Annotated in this window: 18 protein-coding genes; 9 read left to right on the top strand and 9 right to left on the bottom strand. The window is 58.5% G+C overall.

From position 1 onward, the window contains the following. Positions 1–12: 12 nt before the first annotated feature. Entirely contained in the window at positions 13–1104 is a 1092-nt protein-coding gene (gene chaA, locus IAI47_RS11245) for a sodium-potassium/proton antiporter ChaA (protein WP_003850842.1), read from the bottom strand. A gap of 386 nt (positions 1105–1490) precedes the next feature. On the opposite strand from chaA, the gene chaB reads away from it, so the two are divergent. Both chaB and IAI47_RS11235 read left to right on the top strand, forming a co-directional pair. Then, a complete protein-coding gene (chaB, locus tag IAI47_RS11240) occupies positions 1491–1721 on the top strand; it encodes a putative cation transport regulator ChaB (protein WP_003850845.1) in 231 nt (76 codons plus the stop codon). A 226-nt stretch (positions 1722–1947) separates the two neighbouring features. Continuing rightward, positions 1948–2622, top strand: a complete 675-nt coding sequence (locus IAI47_RS11235; RefSeq protein WP_003850848.1) for a gamma-glutamylcyclotransferase — start codon at positions 1948–1950, stop codon at positions 2620–2622. An 85-nt stretch (positions 2623–2707) separates the two neighbouring features. Here the strand turns inward: IAI47_RS11235 and IAI47_RS11230 are convergent, their stop codons facing one another. The 8 genes from IAI47_RS11230 to IAI47_RS11195 all read right to left on the bottom strand — a co-directional run bounded on the left by IAI47_RS11230 (position 2708) and on the right by IAI47_RS11195 (position 11717). After that, entirely contained in the window at positions 2708–4138 is a 1431-nt protein-coding gene (locus IAI47_RS11230) for a serine/threonine-protein kinase (protein ID WP_008926159.1), read from the bottom strand. A gap of 44 nt (positions 4139–4182) precedes the next feature. Beyond that, complete coding sequence (locus tag IAI47_RS11225; RefSeq protein WP_003853126.1) at positions 4183–5136, bottom strand: hypothetical protein; 954 nt, start codon at positions 5134–5136, stop codon at positions 4183–4185. A gap of 14 nt (positions 5137–5150) precedes the next feature. Continuing rightward, positions 5151–5927 carry a PP2C family serine/threonine-protein phosphatase gene (locus IAI47_RS11220; protein ID WP_003853125.1) on the bottom strand — a complete coding sequence of 259 codons (777 nt, stop codon included), beginning with the start codon at positions 5925–5927 and terminating at the stop codon, positions 5151–5153. Further along, positions 5924–7060 carry a type VI secretion system-associated FHA domain protein TagH gene (gene tagH, locus IAI47_RS11215; protein WP_003853124.1) on the bottom strand — a complete coding sequence of 379 codons (1137 nt, stop codon included), beginning with the start codon at positions 7058–7060 and terminating at the stop codon, positions 5924–5926. The genes IAI47_RS11220 and tagH overlap by 4 nt, the downstream gene beginning before the upstream one ends. Positions 7061–7096: 36 nt before the next feature. Next, positions 7097–7795 (bottom strand): type VI secretion system-associated protein TagF, encoded by a 699-nt coding sequence (gene tagF / locus IAI47_RS11210; RefSeq protein WP_003853123.1) that lies wholly within the window; start codon positions 7793–7795, stop codon positions 7097–7099. 13 nt (positions 7796–7808) lie between these two features. Then, positions 7809–9923, bottom strand: a complete 2115-nt coding sequence (gene tssM, locus IAI47_RS11205) for a type VI secretion system membrane subunit TssM (RefSeq protein ID WP_003853121.1) — start codon at positions 9921–9923, stop codon at positions 7809–7811. After that, positions 9923–11140 (bottom strand): type IVB secretion system protein IcmH/DotU, encoded by a 1218-nt coding sequence (icmH, locus tag IAI47_RS11200; RefSeq protein ID WP_003853120.1) that lies wholly within the window; start codon positions 11138–11140, stop codon positions 9923–9925. The genes tssM and icmH overlap by 1 nt, the downstream gene beginning before the upstream one ends. A gap of 85 nt (positions 11141–11225) precedes the next feature. After that, positions 11226–11717 carry an SH3 domain-containing protein gene (locus IAI47_RS11195; protein WP_181162208.1) on the bottom strand — a complete coding sequence of 164 codons (492 nt, stop codon included), beginning with the start codon at positions 11715–11717 and terminating at the stop codon, positions 11226–11228. 488 nt (positions 11718–12205) lie between these two features. On the opposite strand from IAI47_RS11195, the gene IAI47_RS11190 reads away from it, so the two are divergent. The 7 genes from IAI47_RS11190 to cobA all read left to right on the top strand — a co-directional run bounded on the left by IAI47_RS11190 (position 12206) and on the right by cobA (position 24148). Then, on the top strand, positions 12206–13420 hold the full coding sequence (locus IAI47_RS11190) for a nitrate regulatory protein (RefSeq protein WP_008926160.1): 1215 nt from the start codon (positions 12206–12208) through the stop codon (positions 13418–13420). 262 nt (positions 13421–13682) lie between these two features. After that, positions 13683–14933 (top strand): CmpA/NrtA family ABC transporter substrate-binding protein, encoded by a 1251-nt coding sequence (locus IAI47_RS11185; RefSeq protein ID WP_033743252.1) that lies wholly within the window; start codon positions 13683–13685, stop codon positions 14931–14933. An 11-nt stretch (positions 14934–14944) separates the two neighbouring features. After that, complete coding sequence (gene ntrB / locus IAI47_RS11180; protein ID WP_008926162.1) at positions 14945–15817, top strand: nitrate ABC transporter permease; 873 nt, start codon at positions 14945–14947, stop codon at positions 15815–15817. 10 nt (positions 15818–15827) lie between these two features. Then, complete coding sequence (locus IAI47_RS11175; protein ID WP_008926163.1) at positions 15828–16619, top strand: ABC transporter ATP-binding protein; 792 nt, start codon at positions 15828–15830, stop codon at positions 16617–16619. Positions 16620–16629: 10 nt separating this feature from the next. Beyond that, the gene (gene nirB, locus IAI47_RS11170; protein WP_008926164.1) at positions 16630–20694 is read left to right on the top strand and encodes a nitrite reductase large subunit NirB; all 4065 of its coding nucleotides are present in this window, start codon (positions 16630–16632) and stop codon (positions 20692–20694) included. Then, a complete protein-coding gene (locus IAI47_RS11165; RefSeq protein WP_008926165.1) occupies positions 20691–23309 on the top strand; it encodes a nitrate reductase in 2619 nt (872 codons plus the stop codon). The genes nirB and IAI47_RS11165 overlap by 4 nt, the downstream gene beginning before the upstream one ends. Next, on the top strand, positions 23309–24148 hold the full coding sequence (cobA, locus tag IAI47_RS11160) for a uroporphyrinogen-III C-methyltransferase (RefSeq protein ID WP_008926166.1): 840 nt from the start codon (positions 23309–23311) through the stop codon (positions 24146–24148). Before IAI47_RS11165 ends, cobA begins: the two co-directional genes overlap by 1 nt. The last annotated feature ends 135 nt before the right edge of the window (positions 24149–24283 follow it).

Here is a 24283-nt window from a genome sequence, read left to right as displayed (position 1 = left end):
AGCCCGCTGCCGTTACAGCATGATGGTCATCAGATATCCGATAAACAACGCCAGATGGGCGGCACCGTTCAATACATTGGTGCGTCCGGTCGAGAAGGAGAGCTGACAGAGAATCAGCGACGCCATCATAATCACCATCTGTGGCGGCTCCAGACCGAATATCAGCTCCTGTCCGGTCAGGGTGGCGATAATGGTTACTGCCGGTACCGTCAGGGAGATAGTCGCCAGCACCGAACCAAAGAACAGGTTCATGGCGCGCTGTACCTGATTCATCAGCACAGCCTTAATTGCGCCGAGCCCTTCCGGCGAGAGGATAAGCAACGCCACCAGGAAGCCGGTAAACTGTGCCGGTGCATTCAGGTCTGTCAGCAGGCTTTCCAGCGTATTGGCGTTCATCTTGGTCACGGCAATGACCGCAATCAAATGCACGATCAGCCAGATAGTGTGCCAGACGCTGCTGTGCGCCGAAGGTTTACCATGATGCGGATCCCCATCGTCACTCTCATCTTCATGCTCATAAACAAACAGGCTCTGGTGGGTTTTGGTCTGAATCAGCAGGAAAACGCCATACATTGCGGCTGAAATTGCCGCGATGAGCAGGGCCTGGGTGACAGAGAAATTACCGCCCGGCAGCGCGTTGGGAAATACCAGCACCAGAATCGCGAGGGGAAAGATAGCGATCAGATATTGTTTCACGCCCGCCAGATTGACGTACTGCGTCGCAAACTTATTACCGCCCAGCAGCAGCGCAAAGCCGACCAGCCCGCCGGTCACAATCATCACAATCGAATAAAGCGTATCGCGCATCAGGCCGGGTGCGGCATCGCCTGTCGCCATCAGCGCCGAGATCAGACTCACTTCCAGAATGACGACAGAGAGGCTCAGAATCAGTGAGCCATAGGGTTCGCCCAGCCGGTGGGCCAGCACATCTGCATGTCTCACCACGCTAAACGCGCTGCTCAGAATGGCAATCAATGCCACTAAGTTGATACCGACGACAACGGGAAATGCGGTGTTAGCACCAAAAAAATAGAGTATACCCAGCGTGATAAGGGGAAATATCAGCGAGAATTCCTTGTGACGAGTTTTTTCATGTGAAGGCATTCACCATCCTCTCTGGTTAATGATTATCCGGACACAGCGGGGGCTGCTGTTAGAAATATAATCAGTTTTAGGGCAGTGCGCAGTTTATCTTTTCACCGGCCCTGACAGGAGAAATTTACTGGTTTTTACTTAAGTGCAATAACCTTTTGAAATGATATTAACCTGATGTTATCTGGAATATTGCAATATTAATCAGGATACAACAAGTTTGACCTATGCACCTATCCTGACGATATATGTCACAAAAATGGCATTTTAATCTAAATTTCAGGGATGGGCTCATATTTTTAAACTGAAGTGACGATAAGTACAGGTTTGCGTTTTTTTACTGTTGCGCCAGGCTTAACCAGAAACACTAAACCGCGACGATAAACAGAGGAAAAATTATGCCTTACGATAAACGAACCGACTTACCCGACAACGTTAAGCACGTGCTTCCTGCGCATGCGCAGGATATCTATCAGCAGGCATTTAACAGTGCGTGGGATCAATATAAAGAGGCGGAAGATCGACGCGGCGATGATTCGCGGGAAGAAGTGGCGCATAAGGTCGCCTGGTCAGCCGTGAAAAAAGAGTATGAAAAAGGGAATGACGATAAGTGGCATCCTAAAGCGTAATCGCCTTGCTAGTCTGTTCACGTCAAAGGGCCAGGATTATCCAGCCCTTTTTTTCGACTTCGCTATCAGGTTTATCTGGTTTTTTTTAACCTGCGACCGGAATCACGCTTGAAACCCCGCGCGTAAATAGATTAATGTCAATTTAATGAACGAAACGCAGCGCCGTTTTGGAGATCATGTTACAGGAGCACTTTCGCAGGACGCCGATGACGTTGAGGAGGTCGCATTGCTTACCCGGGAATTTCTATTAAAAGCGGATTGTAAAACATCATTCGGGGATATCGATGAGACGCTACTCTGGAGTTGCGAGCAGCGCGCCGCCTCGCTGGCCGCCACGCTGGCCTGCCGTCCCGATCACAGCCCTGTCTGGATCTTTGGTTACGGCTCACTGATGTGGAACCCGATTTTTGAGGCGGATGAAGTTGCATCCGGTTCGCTGGAGGGCTGGCATCGTGCTTTCTGCCTGCGGCTGATCGCGGGACGTGGCACTGCCACGCATCCGGGGCGCATGCTGGCGCTGAAACAGGGTGGCCGCACAACCGGACTGGCATTTCGTCTGCCGGAAGCGCGCTTACATGAAGAGCTGGCGCTGCTGTGGAAGCGTGAGATGATCACCGGCTGCTATTTACCGACCTGGTGCGAATTACAGCTGGAGGATGGCCGCAGCGTGACTGCGCTGACCTTTATTATGGATCCACGTCATCCGCTTTATGAATCGGACTCCTGCCCGGAGGCGATTGCGCCGCTCATTGCTGCGGCCAGCGGCCCGCTGGGTTCGAATGCGCAGTATCTGTTTGCACTGGAAGAGGAACTCACCCGTCGTGGCATGGAGGAAGAGAGCCTGAGCCGGCTGGCGCATCAGGTGCGGACGCTGCAGCAATCCTGTCTCAAACAGGCCTGAATCAGGCCACAGGCGAATCAGCAGCGCAGAAGCCGCATAGAAAAGGGCGCGACACTGTCGCGCCCTTTTACGATCGATCCGGGGATTACTTGCCCGGATTGATAAGCCAGGTTCCAGGCTTATCAATGGTCAGGGATTGGGTATGCGTCTCACTGCCATTTTGAACGTCTATTTTGTACTGCCCGGCCGCCAGATTCAGCGCGGCAAATCCGCTGCTGCCAGGCTTCACCTCGACCTGCTGTCCGTTGAGCACTACGCTTTCACCGCTTTCCAGCTTCAGATAGACCGTCGCCAGCGCGGCAGGAACGGCTGCGGCTGGCGGCGTCGATGCAGGTGCCGGGTGCGTCACGGCTGAGCTGTTGCTGACCACATCTGGCATTGCCGTGTGGCGATTAGCCAGCCAGATGGCGACGACCACTGCCAGGATAGCCACGGCCGCCAGACTCAGCAAGACAGGTGACAATTTGCGCACCGCACGCGGGGTAACAGGCTCCGCTGCGGCTGCAGCATGATTCATCGCCATCACAACCGGCGGAGTCGCCTCAACGACCTCTTCGATCGGCATAACCGGCGGCTCGCCCGGCACCGGGAAACTGTTGACCACGGCCTCAACATCACTGACCGGCAGATCAATCAGCGCGGCAAAGGCGTCGATGGTTTGCGGGCGATCGCCAGGTTTCATTGCCAGCGCGCAGTCAATGGCGTGCAGCAGCGGCAGCGAGTAGCCTTCCGGCTGGCGTTCCACCAGCGGCTGATAATTATCTTCAATGCAGCGCACCACGCTCACCGGCGGGGGATTACCGGTAATCAGGCTATGCAGCACCGCGCCCAGGGCGTAGATATCCGTCCAGGGTCCCTGTTCAACCTCACCCTCTTCGCTGTACTGTTCGATGGGCGCAAAGCCAGGCTTAAGCATGATCTCCGTTTCGTCAGAGAGGTTGCCGATCTCCTTACGCGCCGAGCCGAAGTCCAGCAGTACGGGCAGCTGATTCTCCTGAAGCTGAATGTTGTCGAGTGAGATATCGCGATGCAGATAGCCAGCCTGATGAATCGTGCTGATAGCACCCAGCAGCGGCGGCAGCAGACGGCGGATCCAGGCTTCAGAAATCGACGCCGGGCTGGTAACCTGCCACTCTTTGAGCGTCATGCCACTGTAGTAGAGCGTGCCCATATAGGCCGTGCCGTTCTGCTCCCAGAAGCGCAGCACGTGCAGCAGTCCCGGATGATTAAATCGGGCCAGCAGACGCGCCTCCTGAATAAAGCTGTTCAGTCCGGCATTAAACAGTTTCTGAAAACGCTCTCCGCGCAGTTCCAGTGACAAATCGGCGGCACGAACCGCCAGCGACACCGGCATATACTCTTTTATAGCAATTGTGCGTTCGAGCTGGTGATCCCAGGCGCGATAGACAATGCCGAAGCCACCGCCTCCGATGACTTCCTTGATCTCAAACTCATTAAAACGGTAGCCGTCAGGCAGGGCATTCGGAACAGTTTTCGTATTATCATTTGCCGACATAGTGAACTCTCTGTACACGGCCTGATTGCCAGGCTGCGCGGTAATTAATTGATGTTACGCCAGGCACCAATGGCAGGATCAACCAGATCCGCGTGCAGGGTGTCGATAAGTAACACATTCACTTTTTGCTGTGGCATGAAATAGGGCGCCCACTGGCTGCGCAAGGTATCGACTCGCGATTTCACCGCGTCAGCATTCTGCTGCGCAGCATTCTTATCCATTTTAATCAACAGTGCGCCATTGAAGCGCCAGACATGTTGTCGTGCATCAAAGGGCAGGACCAGCCAGCTATCTGAGGCGTCCGGGCGGGTCACAATCATGCGCTGATTATTAGCGGCGATGACCTCAAGCTTGCTGTCCGGAATCGCCAGGTTGGCGATGGGATAGCCCTGATAGAAGGTGACAGCGACCGGCGTGGGATGTTCCGGGGTCACCAGCGTCAGCTCACTCTTGCCCTCAGCCCAGCCATCCGGCGAGCAGTGCTGCTTGCTGACGTCCGGTATAAACAGCGTCTGAGCATTTTCATTCCAGGCGGTGCGGAAGTGACAGCCGCTGGGGAGATCAAAATGTTGCAGCGGCGTGCTATTGGCAGGCCGTGACAGGTCAAGTGGTGCGGCGTTGCTGTCACTGGCGCTAACGGTGGCATCCGCCATCACAATAGGGCGCCAGTTCTGCAACTTGCTTGCGCTGCCGCTGGCCATGACGCCACCTTCTTTGTTGGTCATCTGCCAGGGCAGTTCATCCAGTAATCCGCACTGATTGGCGAGCAGGGTGCCGACGCGCGGTAAAAAGGTGGTCAGCACGGCGGAATCCTTACTTTTACCGGAGACGATGCGCAGCGGCAGCGTCTCTTTACACCAGTCGTCGGGCGCTTTGCTCACCACATTATCGATGTAGACCTCCAGCGCCAGGCTGGGGGAGTAGACCACCCGATAATTTTCAGCCTGGGCATTAAAGGCAATCAGCAGGGTGATGATGCCGGGCAACCACAGTTTCATAAGGATCCTTGGAATCAAAAACGAGGCGGCAGAAAGCGCGCCGAATCAGCCAGTGAATAAAGCAATGTTGCTTCTTCTGGCTCACCAATCCAGACCGCCAGTGCGCTGAGATTATCTTTCTTCACGTTGCGGCTCACCGCCTGTTCCATCAAAGCCAGCCACTCTTCACACGCATTCACCATGCGCAGCGCCTGTTCCATTTCATCACTGGTCAGATTCAGCCAGAAGCCGTCGGTACAAACCAGAAAAGCATCGCCATCTTCCAGCGCAATCTCTTCTGAAAAGCTCACTAAGCGAGACGGCTCAGCGCCGAGCGCATTATAGAGTAAATTACTGTTAATACCGGTATTTTCATAGCCTGCATCTTTCAGTTGCTGGGCCAGACTGTGATCCCGTGTTACCTCATGAAGCGCGCCGCGGCGGAAGTGGTAAACCCGGCTGTCACCTGCATGCGCCCACCATGCACGTTGTTTATGGCGGTCAATAAACAGGGCCGCCAGCGTCGTACTCATGCGTGAATATTTCGGATTTTTACCCTGTGCCTCGTGCAGCGCCAGGCGGCACTGCTCAATCGCCTGACGGGTCATTTCCGGCGTAAAACCGTCATGCGCCTCTATCTGGCTGAGCAGGGTGTCGCGCACCAGCTGCGCCGCGATCTCCCCGCCAGGCAAACCGGCTACGCCATCGCAGACCACAAAACAGGCCTTATGCTCATCCAGCGCTGTGCCGGTGCGATCCTGATTTTCATCGCGTAAGCCCTGCTGGCAGCGGCTGGCAAAAACAATTTTCATGTTTCATCTACCCGCGTCTGCGAGTCCTTGTACTGATTCACCTCCATGTCATAGGCATGAAGAAAGGCCTCGCCAAACAGCGTGTGGAAATCATCTTCAATCTCCCCGGCAGTTCGCTGGTAATTACGCATGAAGTAGTCCCACAGCGCCGCCTTTTTGACGGTGGAAAATGGCAGCTTTGATACCACGCCATCGGCACGCGCCTGCTCTTCCAGACGCTGTGGATTAAAGGATTGCAGCATTGCCGCAATAATGGCGCGGATACCGGCAATCATGCCCAGCTGGTGGGCCTGCAAATCGACCAGTGCATCACGTACCGCCTGTTCCGGCGGCATAAAACCGGGCATCTGGCTCTGGTACATCTGCATCAATACAGTTTTACCGGAGGGCAGGATCTTGAACGGATTATTGGCTTCGTTCAGGATCATCGTCATGTCTGCTTTTACGCCACGCTTGAGAATGGATCGCGACGAGAGCAGTGCCACGGTGCCCTGAGAAAACAGGCTCAGCATCCGGCCAGTAATCCGCATCTGCTCTTCGTCAATCGGTGTGGCATGCACATTGCTGAGCCCCATGCCGTCCAGCAGTGCGGCGATGAGCCGATCCTGATCCACCGGCTGTGTCATGAACGCTTTCTGCGGCTCACTGGCCTGCGGATCGATGGCCAGACGCGCATCGTTGTGGCGCTCGTGGCGTAAAGGAGGAGAATCGTTGACCAGCAGCCGATCCTCAACCTCATGATGTTCGTGAATGCCCAGCGGGTTTGCAGGCTCGGCGCTGTCACCAGCAAACAGCGCCAGGGGATCGTTTCGCGCGTCATTGCAGGCGGGATCACGCACTTCCAGGGCATAGTCACCGATGCGCAACGCATCGCCATGCTTCAGAAGCACCTGCATGCCGCGCCCCAGGGCGATGCCGTTATGTTCTACCGGCGTCACGCTGCCCTGATTGGTCAGGCGACACTCTCCGTCATGTGACAGGTGAACCAGTGCCTGCAGACGCGAAATAGCCCGCGTCTCATCAGGCAGCACCAGATCGTTGTCCTGACTGCGGCCAATGGTGCCCCCAGGCGGTTGAAACGCAACGCTTTTGACCGGAAAATCCGCGGTGCTTTGCACAATGGTAAATTGCATGAGTTATCCCAGATTAAACAGCAAACGCATCCGGCCTCACTCGAACATCGGAGGATAGAGGCCATTACGTCCCGGCAGTGAACCTGCCGCCGGGTTGAACAGTAACGAAAACAGTTGCGCAGTGAGATTGCCGCTGTGCTTGTGGGTCGCATGGACAAACCCATCACTACGATTACTCCACCAGTAGCTCATGTGCTGCTGAGGGTCAAAGCGTTCAGCCACTTCACGCCAGCTCAGCGTGCAGGGCAGATCCTGAAAGCCGAGCACATCCATAATTTCAGAAGGCTTTCTGGCGGGAACCAGCAGCGGCGGCAATGCCTGAATCTGCTGCTCTAACTGCTCACCATCCAGCGGGGTCTGAACAGCCTGTAGCAGCGTCGCGCCCAGATCCTGAAACCAGTCACCAGAGATGGTCAGTTGGGCCGGATGCCACTGCGCCAGTGAAAAGCTGTGCAGTGCCAGAAGCGGCCAGGCGCGTCCAACACGGTCACAGGAGGGCAGTAAACAGCCCATCTGTATCTGGGGTCGGGTCGCGGTCACCGGCAGGACAAAATTCCACACTGGCGCATGAAGGAAGTTCGCGCTACTGGACCACGCCTGCTGATGCCAGTGCATCAATCCCTGCTGGAACCAGTGATTCCAGGGGCTAATCTGTTGCTCGCTCAGCCGACGGTGCAAAAAGTCACCAGTCGATGGCAGTTTGCCATACCAGCCGGGGGCGATGTAAGCAGCCATATTCACCTCACCGTTACTCGCTTTGCGAGTGTGATGGCGGGGCCTGGTGCAGCGGCGTAACCGCCAGCATGTCACCTTTCTGGCCCGCAATGTTCAGATTCTCCGCCAGCTTACGCATCATTAATGCATTATCCCGTGCATAAGGCGATGACTGAATCTGTTGGTCCAGCAACTGGCTCAGGTGCCAGTCGAGCTGCTGCAGATCGCGGGCGCTTACTGTGTCGGGCAGTGAACGCTGTAAATTTTGCAGCAGCCAGGCCCGCAAAAATTCGCCATCGTAGTTTCGCGGCTGATAAAGCATCTGATAGGCGCGCAGCGCATTGCGGCTGTAAGCGTTATCATCACCGGGATCGTTACGCAGAATGTTAGTGATCTGCTGTGCTACCCGCGGCAGCAATAAAGACTTAAGCGCATTTTGATAAAGCACCCAGGCGGCATCGCTAACCTGACTACCGCGATATAAACCCGCCCGCATGGTAAGCGGTGGATTATCGAGAGAAAAACGTTCTGAGAGCGGTAGCTTTACCAGGTTGTTCAGAAAGGGTAGCAGATCAAAAATATTATCAGCAGGCTGATGAATCACCTGCTGACTCTGCTCGCGTATCGCCGGTACCCGCGCGGCAACCTGTTGCAGATAATGTTGATTCTGATAGTAGCTGAGGCTCCAAAGGCTGGAGGCGATCAGAAGTGCACCGGCCAGTACGCCATAGCCAATCCAGTGGAACAGCTGATTACGGTACTCCCAGCGACGATTACTGCCCGCCAGACCGCTTTCTTTGAAAATCAGATCGCTGAGCAGGTCACGAATAAAGAAGCTCTGGCCTTTGTTGCCCGGAATCGGACTGTTGCGGTTAACACTGTCCCAGGCCGCAATGGAGTGGTCGCCCGCCTGACGTAACTGCAGTTTGCGGCTCAGTTCTCCCATCACCCGGTCAAACGGCAGGCCTTCCTGCGTGCCACTGGTGAAAAACAGGCCACGCGGGCTCCAGGCGACCGCATCCTGATGCTCAGAAAAAACGATATCCAGATATTCGTTCAGGAGTGGACGCAGTGAGGCAAACTCCTGCGGGAAAAGGAAGCACTCTGCACGCGCGTTCAGATCGCGCTCCTGGGTCATCTGTCCTGACAGATGCTGCTGGAGATTCTCTTCCAGCCGCTGGAACTGCTCGCCAAAATTGCGGTGCCAGTCATCTTTGTGCGGCTTACCCGAATCCCAGTTAAAGGTGAAGCCCCAGATAGCGTCACGCCGCGCTTTATCCATAGAGCCAAAGTAGCTCATAAAACCTTTCAGCAGGTCGGTTTTAGTGACCATCACATAGACCGGGAAGTGAATGCCGGTCTGCTGATGCAGTTCCGCCATCCGCTCGCGCAGCGCGCTGGCCTGGGCGAAACGCGCCTCGGCGGAATCACTCAGCAGATCGGCAACGCTGATGGTCATGATGACACCGTTGATCGGCTGACGGGTGCGATAGCGTTTCAGCAGATTGATAAAGCTGTGCCACTCCGCAGCATCGCGCACGCGCTGGCTTTCCTGCAACGCATACCGTCCGGCGGTATCGATCAGCACTGCACTGTCAGTAAACCACCAGTCGCAGTTGCGGGTGCCGCCAACGCCACGAATCGCCTGCTGGCCCAGGGTGTCAGTGAGTGGAAACTCAAGACCGGCATTAAACAGCGCGGTGGTTTTACCGGCACCGGGCGCGCCCATCACCAGATACCAGGGGAGCTGGTAGAGATAATTGGCGTTAAAGCGAGACAGTAAACTGCCGCTGTGACGGCGTCCAAACTGCGTGCGTTTCAGCTGCAACGCGGCTTCGCTGAAGCGCTGGTTGAGCCGCTCATCTGTCATCTGACGCTCGGCAGGATCGTCGTTATCCGACAGCTGAAGTTGGGTCAGTAAGCGACTGTTAAACCAGGCACGATAAAGCGACGGAATGAGTTGAAACAGGATCCAGAGAAAATAGAGCGCACCTACGGTGAGCTGGCGGGGCAGAACCGGTTCCAGGGGGCGTGACTGGCCCCATGACCAGAACGGGCCGAGCATCCAGACCAGGCAGCTCAGCGCCGTAACGCCAATAAAACTCCACAGCAGGCGATGTGTTAACAGCAGGCGAAGTGAGGCGCGCATTATTGTGCTCCTTGATGATTACTGAGCGTTTCAGGCGCGGCAAACAGGGTAATTTCAACGCGACGGTTGCGGGTCCGGTTTTCGCTGCTGTCATTAGGCAGCAGCGGATCGCTATCGCCACGGCCTTCAGAGCGAACGGTATGACCGTCGTTCAGCTGAACCTGTAACAGCTGAGTGATCGTGCGGGCGCGGGCAAAGGAAAACTCATAGCTGGAGGCAAAGCGGCTGTTATCCACCGGATGATCGTCGGTAAACACCGAGACCAGGATGGTCCCTTTGACATCTTTCATCGCGTTTGAGACGCGGGCCAGCAGCGCCCGGCCCACCGGATTGATCACCGTACCTTGCTCAGCAAACAGTTTGTCCGCCGGAATAATCACTTTGCTGCCAAAGGCGCCGTCACTGACTTCAAGCTGTCCGGCCGCAATCACATCATTCAGGCGCTGACGGAGGTCCAGCAATGCCTGTGGCGAAGAGGGTCGGCGGCCCGCGGTAATTTGCGGCAGGGGGGTCTGATAGATGGCGCGCAGCAGGGGTTCGGCGGCATTGCCAAGCCGCCAGTTTAGTCCACTGTAGATCAGGCAGCCAATCAGCGCGACCAGCATGGCACAGGCCCAGAGCGGTACCATGGGACGGGCAAGAGTGCTCACCAGCGGATGAACTTCTACCAGTGGCGGTTGCGGCGTCTGGCGCTGAGCGCGCGTTTCATCAATCAGGCTTTTCAGGCGATTACGGATGCCGTCGCACTGGTTGCGACCATTTTCGCTGCCGCGATAGCGGCCCTCATAGCCCAGTAGCAGGCAGTACTGCACGACTTCCAGCAGCCAGAGATGCTGCTGCGGGCTCTGTGAAATGCGTGACAGTAGCTGAAAGAATTTTTCACCGCCCCAGCTTTCATTGTGGAAGGTGACCAGCATGCCGTTGCCAGACCAGACCCCGCGCGTGCCCCATGGGGTCTGCGCCGCGGCTTCATCCAGCGCAGTGCAGATGCAGTAACGCGCGCCGATAATCATCTCAAAAGGCAGCCCTGCCTGTTTACAGCGTTGTTCAAACTGGCGGATTTCATCGATCAGAGACTGGCGCAGACCCGCAGGGTCGTCATGTGTGGCTGCCTGACGAATTTGTACTACCGCGTTCAGTAGTGGCGCCGCAGCCTGAAGTAATAGATTCTCATTGCCTGAGGGGGGCGCCTCACGCGCAGGGGATTCCACAGTCATTAATTAGTGATCTTCCAGCCAATGGCTAATCCCTGTACCCACAGCCCGGGACGGTGCTGCAGGCAATATGCGCCGGATTTCATATTCAGTCTAAGATCCAGGTCGCGGTATCGTTAGTCCGACAGGCTTTGCTGTCACCGCCAACGGCTACGCAGACCTGCTTGGTTTTGCGGGGACGGGGACGGTCGCTCTGCACGGTCGCATCATAACGATCGCTCGCGACGCCTGCTTTTAGCGGCACATAGCCGATCAGTGGACCGTCAGCCTGGTCGGCAATGGCCAGCCAGCTGTGTTCCACATTACCCAATACTTCAAAGGGTTTACCCGTTTCGAGATAACGAACGACTTTGCCGCCGTAGTCAGGCGAGGTCATCACTGATGCACCATAGAGCGCGCGCCAGGTCTGGTTAACGGGTTCAAATTCAGTCGGTGCCGCGACAGCGTGTCGATGGACCAGTTTGACGCCGTTAATTTCGCTGGTGACCAGCGTATCGTCAGTGACGGGCGGCGGCGGGGCCTTACAGCCTGCCAGGGTAAGGACCGCCAGCAGTGTTAACGCAAGACTCTTTTTCACCATGTTCCTCGTGATCTCATCAAAGTAACTGCATGTTGCCGGACCCGATGTCATGAGGCGCTGTTTGTCGCGCCGCATCGTGCCAAAATTCTGTGTTCCAAAAAAAGGTCAGTTTACATCGGGATAGTAACGCTTTTAGTCTACCTAAGACTTTTGAGAATTCAAACCATTGCACCCACTGCCGATGCGTGATAGTGGGCACTTTACGTGCGGGTTTTGAAGCCAGAAAAGCGCCAGCAGATATGATAGTTAAAGCTAACTGAATTATCGCGGCAACAAACTGCCTGAGAACAGTGCCGCGCATTCTGACATGCAATTAATCCGATTGGAAACTATTAAGTTTTACTAATAACTTGTTGTCGAAAAATTTTATCGATTTGCGTTAAGAATATTATCAAAATCAGAATTTACGCCCTGTTCTGGTCCGCGTTTTTTACCGAAAGCGGCACGCCTTTTGCTTCTCAAAGCTTTTAACCGCACAGAGGTGAGCAATGGGTAATGCCATGACATGGCTGCAGGCATCGCGTGATAGCGATATTGCCAGTCTGCAACGGTTGCTTGAGACAGGTGAGTTGATAACCGCTATCAGTGAACTGGTTCATCGACTGCAGCGGGAACGTGGCGCAAACAACCTCTGGATCTGCTCAAATGGCGCGCTCTTCAGCGCCGAACGTCACGCCCGTCAGCAGGAGGTCAGTGCCAGCCTGCAGCATTTTTACCGGGCGCTACCGCCCGCCGTTGCGCAGCCTGGCTTTAGCCGCTTTTGCAATCTGATTGCTTCGGCCCTGCAGGCGCTGGACGGATTACCCGCGCTGCGTGAGCAGATCAGCCAGCGAGAGCATGATCAGGCTGCAGCGATGTCCGCGTTTAATCAGGTTATTCGCACCTTACTTAATCTGGTCTTTGAAGCCGCCGACACGGCAAGCTATCCCGCGATTTCCCGTGCGCTTATCGCGCTGTTCAGTTTTATGCAGGGCAAAGAGCTGGCCGGGCAGGAACGGGCAATCGGAGCTGCGGGCTTTGCGGCGCGTCATTTCACACCCGATCAGCGTAGCCAGCTGGTGGCCCTGATTGCGGCCCAGGAGCAGAGTTTTGCCACTTTCCAGGAATTTGCTGACAGCGCGACCTGCAAACGCTGGCAGCCGCTGTCTCAGGCCAGCCGGGACATTGAACGTCTGCGGCGCATCGCCTGTACCGGAGGGCCCTGTGATGAGACCGGCGCACTCCACTGGTTTTCCCTGCTCTCCAGGCGGCTCGATCAGATGAAAACCCTTGAGGATGCCCTGACGGCTACGCTGATGCAGCGCTGTCGTGAAGCGATTGATCAGGCGCACCAACAGCCGATGTTCACGATGGCACAGGGCGACAGCAACTTTTCGCTTTATGTCTCCGGCGCTGACTGGCTGCATGGTGCAGCTGCGCTCAACAGTGACGGCCTTGCCCCGCAGCTCGGGCGCTCGGTGCTGTCGCTGATTGGTGAACAGTCGCAGCGTTTGCAGCAGCAGACGAATGAGCTGGCGTCAATGCGTGCCTCACTCGACGAACGTCGGGTGATCGATCAGGCCAAGCACTGGCTGATGCAGCAGCAGGGTTTCACCGAAGAGGCGGCCTGGCAGGCGCTGCGCAAAAGTGCGATGAATCAGAATAAGCGGGTACTGGAGATCGCGCAGGCGGTGCTGGCGGTGGCGAAGACTCTGAGCACCTAACCCGGATGAGGTAGCTGCACAGCGTTTGTGCGTGATCTGCGTCAGAAACGTGCAAAAACGGTTAATTTATCACCAGTCTCTTCCCGCAGATCGGCATTCACGCAGCTTCGGCGATCTGGCACACCCTTTGCTTTAACCTTACAGAGAGTACGCATTGCTCCCGCCAATGGCGGTGGGGTCAGTGCTTTGGATAAAGGCGTCCATCCGCAGGCTTCGGCTTGTCGGAGGACGCCTTTTTTTATTTCTGTTCAGGGGCAACATGATGAGCAAAACGCCATTTTCACTGACACGACGTCAGGCGCTGATCTCCGGTGCTGCACTGGGTGCGGCCTGGATCGTTCCGGGATTACGAAATGCAGTCTGGGCGGCAGGTTCTGATGCGCCAGAAAAGCCGCAGGTGCGGGTGGGCTTTATTCCGCTTACTGACTGTGCGCCCGTGGTCATGGCGTCGGTCAAAGGCTTCGACAAGAAGTATGGCCTGACGCTGGCGGTCAGCAAAGAGGCGAGCTGGGCGGCGGTGCGCGACAAGCTGACCTCCGGTGAACTGGATGCGGCGCATGTGCTCTACGGCATGATCTACGCACTGCAGCTGGGTGTGGCGGGACCGCAGCACGACATGGCGAACCTGATGACGCTCAATCACAACGGCCAGGCGATCACCCTCTCGAACCAGCTGAAAGCCAGTGGCGTCACCGATGCGGTCAGCCTGAAAAAAGCCGTGGATGGCAGTCCCAAAGGCAGCCTGACTTTCGCACATACCTTTCCCACCAGCACGCACGCTATGTGGCTCTACTACTGGCTGGCTAATGCCGGCATTCATCCGTTTAACGATGTGCGCACCGTGGTCGTGCCGCCGCCGCAGATGGTGATGAACATGAAGATTGGCAACATGAGCGGCTTCTGCGTCGGTGAGCCGTGGAACCAGCGTGCCATCAGCGACAACATCGGTTTCACCGCCGCCACCAGCCAGCAGATCTGGCCGGAGCATCCGGAAAAAGTGCTCGGCACCCGCGCGCAGTGGGTGAAAGAGAATCCTAATACGGCCCGCGCGCTGACCGCCGCGGTGCTGGAGGCGGCGCGCTGGATTGATGCCTCAGACGATAACCGCCGTGAAACCGCGCAGGTGTTAGCCGGGCGGGCCTGGATCAACACCAAAGTGGAGACGCTACAGGGGCGAATGCTCGGCCAGTATCAGAACGGGTTGGGGCAGTCCTGGCAGGACGCGCACCCGATGCGCTTCTTCGACAACGGCAACGTCAGTTTTCCTTGGCTCTCCGACGGCATGTGGTTCCTGACGCAGATGAAACGCTGGGGCCTGCTCGCCAGCGATCCCGACTACCTTACCGTGGCCCGCCAGATCAACCGTATCGACATCTACAAACAGGCCGCCAGCGCAGTCGGGCAGATTGCACTGCCCGCCAGCGAGATGCGCAGCAGCACCCTGATCGACGGCAAAGTCTGGGATGGCAGCAATCCTGCCGCCTACGCCGCCAGTTTCGCTATCAAACGTTAAGAGAGGTTGTTATGAGAACTGACGCGCGCGCGGTGGCTCAGCCGGAGCAAACCCCCGACAGTGCCACCGTAATTCCGTTACAGGTCACCCCGAAAGCCGCCGTTCGTCCGGCACGTCTGCGTCCGTTTTTGCAGCGCTGCATTCCGGCTGCGGGCGGCCTGCTGCTGATGTTGCTGGTGTGGCAGATCGCCGCCTTGTTTGAACCCTCGTTTCCTTCGCCTTACGCGACCTGGCAGGCTGCACAGGTTCTGTTCGCTGACCCGTTCTACAGCAATGGCCCCAACGATCAGGGCATCGGCTGGAATGTAATGGCCTCGCTGCAGCGCGTCGCCATCGGCTTCGGCCTCGCCGCGCTGGTGGGCATTCCGGCCGGTTTTCTGCTGGGACGCTTTACCTTTATGGCGCGGATGTTCAATCCGATTATCGCTCTGCTGCGCCCGGTCAGCCCGCTGGCCTGGCTGCCGATTGGACTGCTGCTGTTTCAGCGCGCCGAGCCGGCCGCCAGCTGGACCATTTTCATCTGTTCAATCTGGCCAATGATCATCAACACCGCCGAAGGGGTGCAGCGCATTCCGCAGGATTACCTCAACGTCGCGCGGGTGTTACAGCTCTCTGAATGGACGGTGATGCGCCGGATTCTGCTGCCCGCCGTGCTGCCTGCGGTGCTCACCGGCGTACGTCTCTCTATCGGCATCGCATGGCTGGTGATCGTCGCCGCCGAAATGCTGACCGGTGGTCTGGGCATCGGTTTCTGGATCTGGAACGAGTGGAACAACCTCAACGTGGCAAACATTCTGATCGCCATTCTGATTATCGGCGTGGTCGGGCTGCTGCTGGAGCAGGGTCTGATGCTGCTGGTGCGTCGTTTCAGCTGGGAAAAATAAGGAGAACATCATGCAGCAACACATTATTCGCGTTCAGCAGGTGAGCCAGCGTTTCAATACCGCCAGCGGCGAGTTCCTGGCCCTGGACAACGTCAGTTTTGATATCCGCGAAGGCGAAACCCTGAGCCTTATTGGCCATTCGGGCTGCGGCAAATCGACCCTGCTGAACCTGATTGCCGGATTAACCCGTCCCAGCAGCGGCGTACTGCTGTGTGATAACCGCGAAATCACCGGACCGGGTCCGGAGCGTGCGGTGGTGTTTCAGAACCATTCGCTGCTGCCGTGGCTGACGGCATTTCAGAACGTTGAACTGGCGGTGCAGCAGGTGTTTAAAGGGCGTTTCAGCAAAGCGGAGATGCGCGACTGGATCGAACACAACCTCAATCGGGTACAGATGAGCCACGCCATGCACAAGCGGCCTGGCGAAATCTCGGGTGGCATGAAGCAGCGCGTTGGCATTGCGCGTGCCCTGGCGATGAAGCCGCGCGTGCTGCTGCTGGATGAGCCGTTTGGCGCGCTGGATGCGTTAACCCGCGCCCACCTGCAGGACAGCGTGATGCGTATCCAGCAGGAGCTGAATACCACTATCGTGCTAATCACCCATGACGTGGATGAAGCGGTGCTGCTCTCCGACCGGGTACTGATGATGACTAACGGCCCGGCAGCACAGGTCGGCGAAATCCTGACTGTTGATCTGCCGCGTCCGCGCTCGCGGGTGGCGCTGGCGGATGAGCCGCGCTACCACCAGCTGCGCCAGAAAGTGCTGCATTTTCTTTATGAAAAACAGACCACGGCGGCATAAGGAGCAGACCATGAGGCAACGGTTGCTGGTGATAGGTAATGGCATGGCGGGGATGCAGATGGTGGAGAGCCTGCTGCAACGTGCGCCGCAGCGTTACGCCATCACGGTCATTGGCCGCGAGCCGCACGGCAACTACAACCGCGTGCTGTTGTCGCCGGTGCTGGCCGGTGAAAAATCCTTCAGTGACACCCTGATCCACGATCAGGCGTGGTATCAGCGGCACGGCGTCACGCTCCTGAACGGTGAAACCGTCCTGCAGGTCGATCTTGCCGCGCGTACTGTGCAGACCGATCGGCGCCAGCTCAGCTGGGATCAACTGGTGTTTGCCACCGGTTCGCAGCCTCGTCTGCCCGCGATTCCTGGCATCGATGCGGATTGCGTCCGGGTTTTTCGCAGCATTGCTGACGTCCGGCAACTGCTGGCAGGTCAGGGACCGGTGGTGGTGTTGGGCGGCGGCTTTCTGGGTATTGAAGCGGCAGCAGCACTCCGCGCCCGTGGCCGTGATGTCACGCTGGTCCACCACAAACCCTGGCTGCTGGATCGCCAGCTGGATGCAAAAGCGGGCGAGCTCTTGCTGACGGCATTAGCGCAGCGCGGCATCCGCTGTGAACTCAACAGCGGACTTGTGGCGATTGACGAGACGGGCGTGACGCTGACCAGCGGCCACCACGTTGCCGCCACACAGGTGGTCATCGCCATCGGCGTTCAGCCCGGGATAACGCTGGCGCAGGCGGCGGGTCTGCCGTGTCAGCGCGGCATTCTGGTGGATGGTCAGCTGCGCAGTGCCATTCCTGGAGTTTACGCGGTGGGTGAGTGCTGTGAAATCGCGGGCGAAACCTTTGGTCTGGTCGCACCCTGCCTGGCGCAGGCACAGATTCTGGCGGCGCAACTGGCCGGATCGCCGCTGGCGGATTTTGTCAGCCAGCCGCTGGCGACACGCCTCAAAGTGAGTGGCATTTCACTGTTCAGCGCGGGCGACGTCAGTGAGGCGCCCTCTATCAGCAGTTTTGACCCGATCTCTGGCGACTATCGCCGTCTTTTTCTTCGTCATGGCCGCCTCTGTGGCGTGCTGCTTTCTGGCGACACCCGGCAAGGGCCTGCGCTGATGGAGCGTCTTCAGCACGCCGAACCTGTCACGTTCGCTGCCCTGTTCGATCACGATCAACCTGAACCGCAGCCACAGGCTGCAGAGAGTCCTGAAATGAGTAAACCGGTTTTAGCCGTGGTGGGTCACGGCATGGTCAGTCACCATTTTCTTGAGCAGCTGGTTGCCCGCGAAATGCATCAGCACTATCACATCGTGGTTTATGGCGAGGAGCGCCAGCAGGCTTACGATCGGGTGCATCTGTCGGACTATTTCAACGGCAAAACGGCCGACGACCTGTCGCTGGTCGACGGGGACTTCTTTGCCCGGCACGGTATCGAACTGCGGAGTGGCTATTCGGTTGTCGCGATCGACCGCCAGCAGCGCAGCCTGCGTGACAGCACGGGCAGTGAACTGGCCTGGGATAAGCTGGTGCTGGCGACTGGCTCACGCGCGTTTGTCCCCCCGGTGCCGGGCCACGACGGCGATCGCTGCTTTGTCTATCGCACGCTGGACGACCTTGATGCCATTGCCACCTGCGCCCGCCATAGCCAGCGCGGCATCGTGATTGGCGGCGGCCTGCTGGGTCTGGAGGCGGCGAATGCGCTGCGGCAGCTCGGGGTCGAAACGCACGTGGTGGAGTTTGCGCCGCGCCTGATGGCGGTGCAGCTTGATGAGGGCGGTGCGCTGATGCTGCGTCAGAAGATCGATGCGCTGGGCGTGACGGTTCACACCTCGAAACAGACCGAACTGATTGAGCGACAGCCTGACGGCAGCGTGGTGCTGCGCTTTGCCGACGGCAGCAGTTTACCCGGCGATCTGGTGCTGTTTTCCGCCGGTATCCGGCCGCGCGATGAGCTGGCGCGTGAGGCGGGTCTGACGCTGGGACCGCGCGGCGGCATTGAGATTAACGATCGCTGCCAGACCAGCGATGACGACGTGTTTGCCATCGGCGAATGCGCGCTGTGGAACGGTCAGATCTTTGGCCTGGTCGCGCCGGGTTATCAGATGGCGCGGGTGCTGGCCGGACATCTGGCGGCTGAACCCACCGCATTCAGCGGTGCAGACATGAGCACTAAGCTGAAACTACTGGGCGTGGAGGTCGCCTCGTTTGGTGACGCTCACGGCCGCACGCCGGGCAGCCAGCACTATCACTGGACCGACGGGCCAAAAGGCATCTACAAGAAAATCGTGGTCTCTGCGGAGGGCACCCGGCTGCTGGGCGGCGTGCTGGTGGGTGACAGTAGCGATTACGCCACGCTGTTGCAGATGATGCTTAATGACTTACCGCTGCCTGCCGCACCGGAAAGCCTGATTCTGCCTGCACTTGCCGGTGCGCCAAAAGCGCCAGGCGTCGCGGCGTTGCCGGACAGCGCCCAGGTCTGCTCCTGCCACAACGTCAGCAAGGGCGATATCTGCGCGGCGGTGAAAGGGGGCTGCGGTGAGATGAGCAGCATCAGGAGCTGCACCAAAGCGGCCACCGGCTGTGGCGGCTGTGCGGCGCTGGTGAAGCAGGTGATGGAGTTTCAGCTGGAAAATCTCGGCGTTGAGGTGAAAAAAGATGTCTGCGACCACTTCGGCTATTCACGCCAGGAGCTGTATCACCTGGTGCGGGCTGGCGAGTTTAAAACCTTCGATGCGCTGCTGGCATCGCACGGTCGGGGGAACGGCTGTGAAGTGTGCAAGCCGCTGGTGGCGTCATTGCTCGCCTCCTGCTGGAATGATTATCTGCTGAAACCGGCGCATCTGCCGCTGCAGGACACCAACGACCGCTACTTCGCCAACATCCAGAAAGATGGCACCTATTCCGTGGTGCCGCGCGTTCCGGCGGGTGAGATCACGCCGCAGGGGCTGATCGCCATTGGCGAGGTGGCGGCGCGTTACGACCTCTACACAAAAATCACCGGCGGTCAGCGTATCGACCTGTTAGGTGCGCGGCTCGACCAGTTGCCGGATATCTGGCAGACGCTGCTGGAAGCGGGTTTTGAAACCGGTCACGCCTACGGCAAATCGCTGCGAACGGTGAAGTCCTGTGTGGGATCAACCTGGTGCCGCTACGGCGTGCAGGATTCGACCGCCTTCGCCATTGCGCTGGAGAACCGCTACAAGGGGCTGCGCGCACCGCACAAGATCAAGATGGCGGTTTCGGGCTGTACCCGAGAGTGTGCAGAAGCGCAGAGCAAAGATATCGGAGTGATCGCCACTGAAAAGGGATGGAACCTCTACGTCTGCGGGAATGGCGGGATGAAGCCGCGCCATGCTGATCTGTTCGCCAGCGATCTCGACGACGCGACGCTGCTGCGCTATGTCGATCGCCTGCTGATGTTTTACATCCGTACCGCCGATCGGCTGCAGCGTACCAGTGTCTGGATGGACAATCTGGAAGGTGGTCTGGATTATCTGCGGCAGGTCGTGATTGAGGATAGCCTCGGGCTGGGCGCGACGCTGGAGCAGGAGATGCAGCGGGTGGTTGACGCGTACCAGTGTGAGTGGCAGACCACGCTGGCGGACCCGTCGAGACTTGCGCTGTTTACGCCGACGATCAACAGCGACCAGCCTGATGAATCGCTGTACTACAGCCGGGTACGCGGTCAGCGTCAGCCTGAATCCGTACCTGCGCGTCCGCTGCTGCAACTGCCCGCTGAGCCCTGGAGTGCAATCTGCGCACTGGAGGCGATTCCGCCGGAGGCAGGGATTGGCGCACGACTTGGCAGTGAGCGTGTCGCGCTGTTCCGTCTGGGTGACGCGCTGTTTGCGCTGGAAGATCGCGAACCTGGCAGCGACGCCAGCGTGCTGTCGCGCGGGATCCTGGGCGATGTCGGCGGTGAGCCGGTGGTGATCTCTCCGCTTTACAAGCAGCGGATACGGTTGCGTGACGGCCAGAGTCTGGATAATCCGCAGCACCAGCTGCGCTGCTGGCCGGTGAAGCTCGAAGCGGGGCAGATCTGGCTGGCAAATCGTCCGCTCAATCAGCTGGCGCAGGCATCATGAACAGCACCTGTCCCTATTGCGGCGTCGGCTGTGGCGTCTGCGTCACGCCGCAGGGACCTCATCAGGCAACCGTGACTGGCGACCCGCAGCATCCGGCCAATGCGGGCCGGTTGTGCGTTAAGGGGGCGGCGCTGGGTGAGACGCTGACGTCGCAGGGGCGTCTGCTGACCGCCGAAGTTAACGGCCAGCCGGTCAGCCTTGATGCGGCGCTGGATGCGGCGGCGGCGGGATTGCGTGCGGTGATCGATCAATATGGTCCGCAGGCAGTGGCATTTTATGGCTCCGGCCAGCTGCTGACAGAGGATTACTACGTCGCCAATAAGCTGATGAAAGGCTACATCGGTGCCGCCAACATCGATACCAATTCACGGCTCTGTATGGCGTCGGCGGTGGTCGGCTATAAGCGGGCGCTGGGAGCCGATGCGGTGCCCTGCTGCTATGAGGATCTGGAGCAGACCGATCTGGTGTTACTGGTTGGCTCCAATGCTGCCTGGGCGCATCCTGTGGTCTGGCAGCGGCTGATGCAGGCAAAGCAGCAACGACCTGCAATGCAAATTGTGGTGATTGACCCGCGCCGCACGGCAAGTTGTGACCAGGCCGATCTCCACCTGCCGCTCCGGCCCGGCAGTGATTCGGCGTTGTTCTCCGGTCTGCTGCACTGGCTGGCTCAGCACGATGGCCTTGATAGCAGCATGTTGCCTCACCTTAATGGCGTGAATGAAACGCTGGCCGCTGCTGCGCAGTGGGATGTGGCGCGGGTGGCTGATACCTGTGATTTAACGGAGCAGCAGGTCGCGCATTTTTTCCAGCTGTTCAGCCAGCATGAGCGTGTACTTACGCTGTGGTGTATGGGGATTAATCAGTCCGTCACCGGCAGCGACAATAACCAGGCGATTCTTAATCTGCATCTGCTGACGGGTAAAATAGGGCGCGTGGGCTGCGGACCTTTTTCGCTGACCGGACAGCCGAATGCGATGGGCGGACGTGAAGTGGGTGGCCTGGCAAATCAGCTGGCGGCGCACATGAGTTTTACGGCAGCAGAATGCGATCGGGTGCAGCGCTTCTGGCGCAGCCCGACGATTGCCCGCGAGCCGGGGCTGACCGCACTGGACCTTTTCAGGGCAATTGCGGCAGGCGAGGTGAAAGCGGTGTGGATTATGGGCACTAATCCGGCGGTGTCGATGCCGGAGGGGAATCGCGTAGAGCAGGCGCTGGCGGCCTGCCCGCTGGTGATTGTGTCGGATGTGATGGCGCAGACCGATACCAGCGCCTTTGCCGATATTCTGCTGCCGGCCCAGGGATGGGGTGAGAAGAACGGCACGGTGACAAATTCAGAACGGTGTATTTCGCGTCAGCGCGCTTTTGCCGCCGCGCCAGGTGATGCACGGCCTGACTGGTGGCTGCTGGCGCAGGTGGCGCAGCGGCTGGGCTTTGGTGAGGGCTTCAACTGGCAGCATCCGTCGGAGATTTTCCGCGAGCATGCCGCGCTGTCGGGCTTTGAAAATCATGGCCAGCGCGCGTTTGATATCAGCGGGCTGGCGCAGTTGAGTCAGGCTGAATGGGATGCACTGCGTCCGGTGCAGTGGCCGGTGAACTGTAATTTTCCACAGGGTTGCGCCCGACTGTTTGGCGATCGCCGCTTTTTCCATCCGGACGGTAAAGCCCGTCTGCTTGTCCCGGCCACGCCTCTCCTGCCGCGGCGAGATTCTGCTTACCCGCTGCTGATGAATAGCGGTCGGGTGCGCGATCAGTGGCATACCATGACGCGTACCGGGCTGGTGCCGCGTCTGATGCAGCATTGCGATGAGCCCTTTGTGGCGCTGCATCCTGCTGACGCCGCGCAGTATGGCGTGACGGTGGGCGTTCTGGCGCGGGTGCAGTCTGCGCAGGGCTGGATCAGCGCCCGGGTGCGTATTGATGCGGGGATGCGGCGCGGCGAGTTGTTTGTGCCGATGCACTGGAACCGGCAGTTCAGTCAGCAGAGTCACGTCGATATGCTGATCGCCGGCCAGGCCTGTTCGTTTTCAGGGCAGCCTGCGCTGAAGCAGACGCCGGTACGGATTCGTCCTCTGGCGGTGACCTGGCAGGGCTGGTTCTGGCAGCGTGAGATTGCGCCGCTCGCGGGATTACGTTACTGGTCGCGCGCGCCTTATCCGGCAGTGCAGCGCTATGCCGTGGCGGGTGCGGGATCGCCGCAGGCGTGGCTGGCAGAGCAGATTGATCTGTCAGGCTGTGACGTGCAGGTCGCCACTGGCAGCGGCGCTGATTACCGGTTGCTGGCATGGCGCGACGGTGCATTGCAGCTGGCGTTTTATGCCGGTAGCGCCTTGCCGTCGCTGGATAGTGCGTTTGTTGCGGCGGCGTTTGCGGATGCGCCGCAGGATGCAGCCGGGCGGCACAGCGTGCTGGCGGGGCAGGCGATGCAGCGGCGTGCAGCGGGACGGATTATCTGTAGCTGTATGTCGGTGGGTGAGCAGACGATTTTGCAGGCGATGGCGCAGGGGTGTCGCACTACTCAGGCGTTAGGCGAGAAGCTAAAGTGCGGCACACAGTGCGGCTCCTGTATTCCGGAGCTGAAGCAGTTATTGCTGTCCGATGTGGTTGTGGAGGAATGATGACGCGAGCAATTGATTCTCTGGATAAGTTACTGGCTCCGGCCGGTGTGACAAAGCCGCAGGGTGCAGTATGGCTGGTGGGTGCAGGCCCTGGCGATGTGGAGTTGCTGACGGTGAAAGCATTGCGTTTACTGCAGCGGGCTGAGGTGGTGGTGTATGACCGGCTGGTGAGTGAAGCGGTGATGGCAGAGGTGCCGGAGAGTGCGTTATGCATTGATGTGGGTAAGCAGCCGGGGCAGCATGGGCTGAAGCAGGCGCAGATTAATCAGTTGCTGGTGGATCTGGCGCGTAGCGGGCGCAATGTGATCCGCCTGAAGGGAGGCGACCCGTTTATTTTTGGGCGGGGTGGCGAGGAGATGGTGAGCCTGCAGGAGGCCGGGATTCGCTGTGAGGTGGTGCCAGGGATTACCGCGGCGGTGGGCTGTGCGGCGGCCAGCGGCATTCCGTTGACGCACCGGGATTGTGCGCAGTCGTTGCGGTTGATTACCGGGCATGGGCGGAGTGGCGAGCCGCAGCTGGATGCGGCTGCGTTGTCGGCAGAGAATCAGACACTGGTGTTTTATATGGGGTTGAGCTGGAGTGCGTCGATCAGTGCGCAGTTGCAGGCGCAGGGACGGGATGCGGAGACGCCGGTGGCGATTATTGAGAAGGGAACCCGGCCGGATCAGCGGGTGCTGATTACCACATTGGGTGGGCTGGCGGAGACGGTCGCGCGGGATCAGCCGGTGTCGCCGTCGCTGCTGGTGGTGGGTGAGGTGGTGCGGTTTTATCGGGCGGATTTGCAGGTTCGGGGTGGGGGAGTTGGGGAGAGATGCGTTGCGGAGGAAAGGCCTGCCTGATCGCAAAGGGATCCTGCATCCCTGCGGATTGTTCGGGTGAGCAGGCTGGGAGGGTTTGATGAGCGGGTGAGCGGGTGAGCCGGTGCGTCGTGCAGGAAAAGCCTGCCTGATCGCAAAGGGATCCCGCATCCATGC

Origin of the sequence: Pantoea sp. MT58 (assembly GCF_014495885.1) — a bacterium.
In the GTDB taxonomy this organism is placed as follows: domain Bacteria; phylum Pseudomonadota; class Gammaproteobacteria; order Enterobacterales; family Enterobacteriaceae; genus Pantoea; species Pantoea eucalypti.
This window is presented reverse-complemented; position numbering and strand designations above follow the sequence as displayed.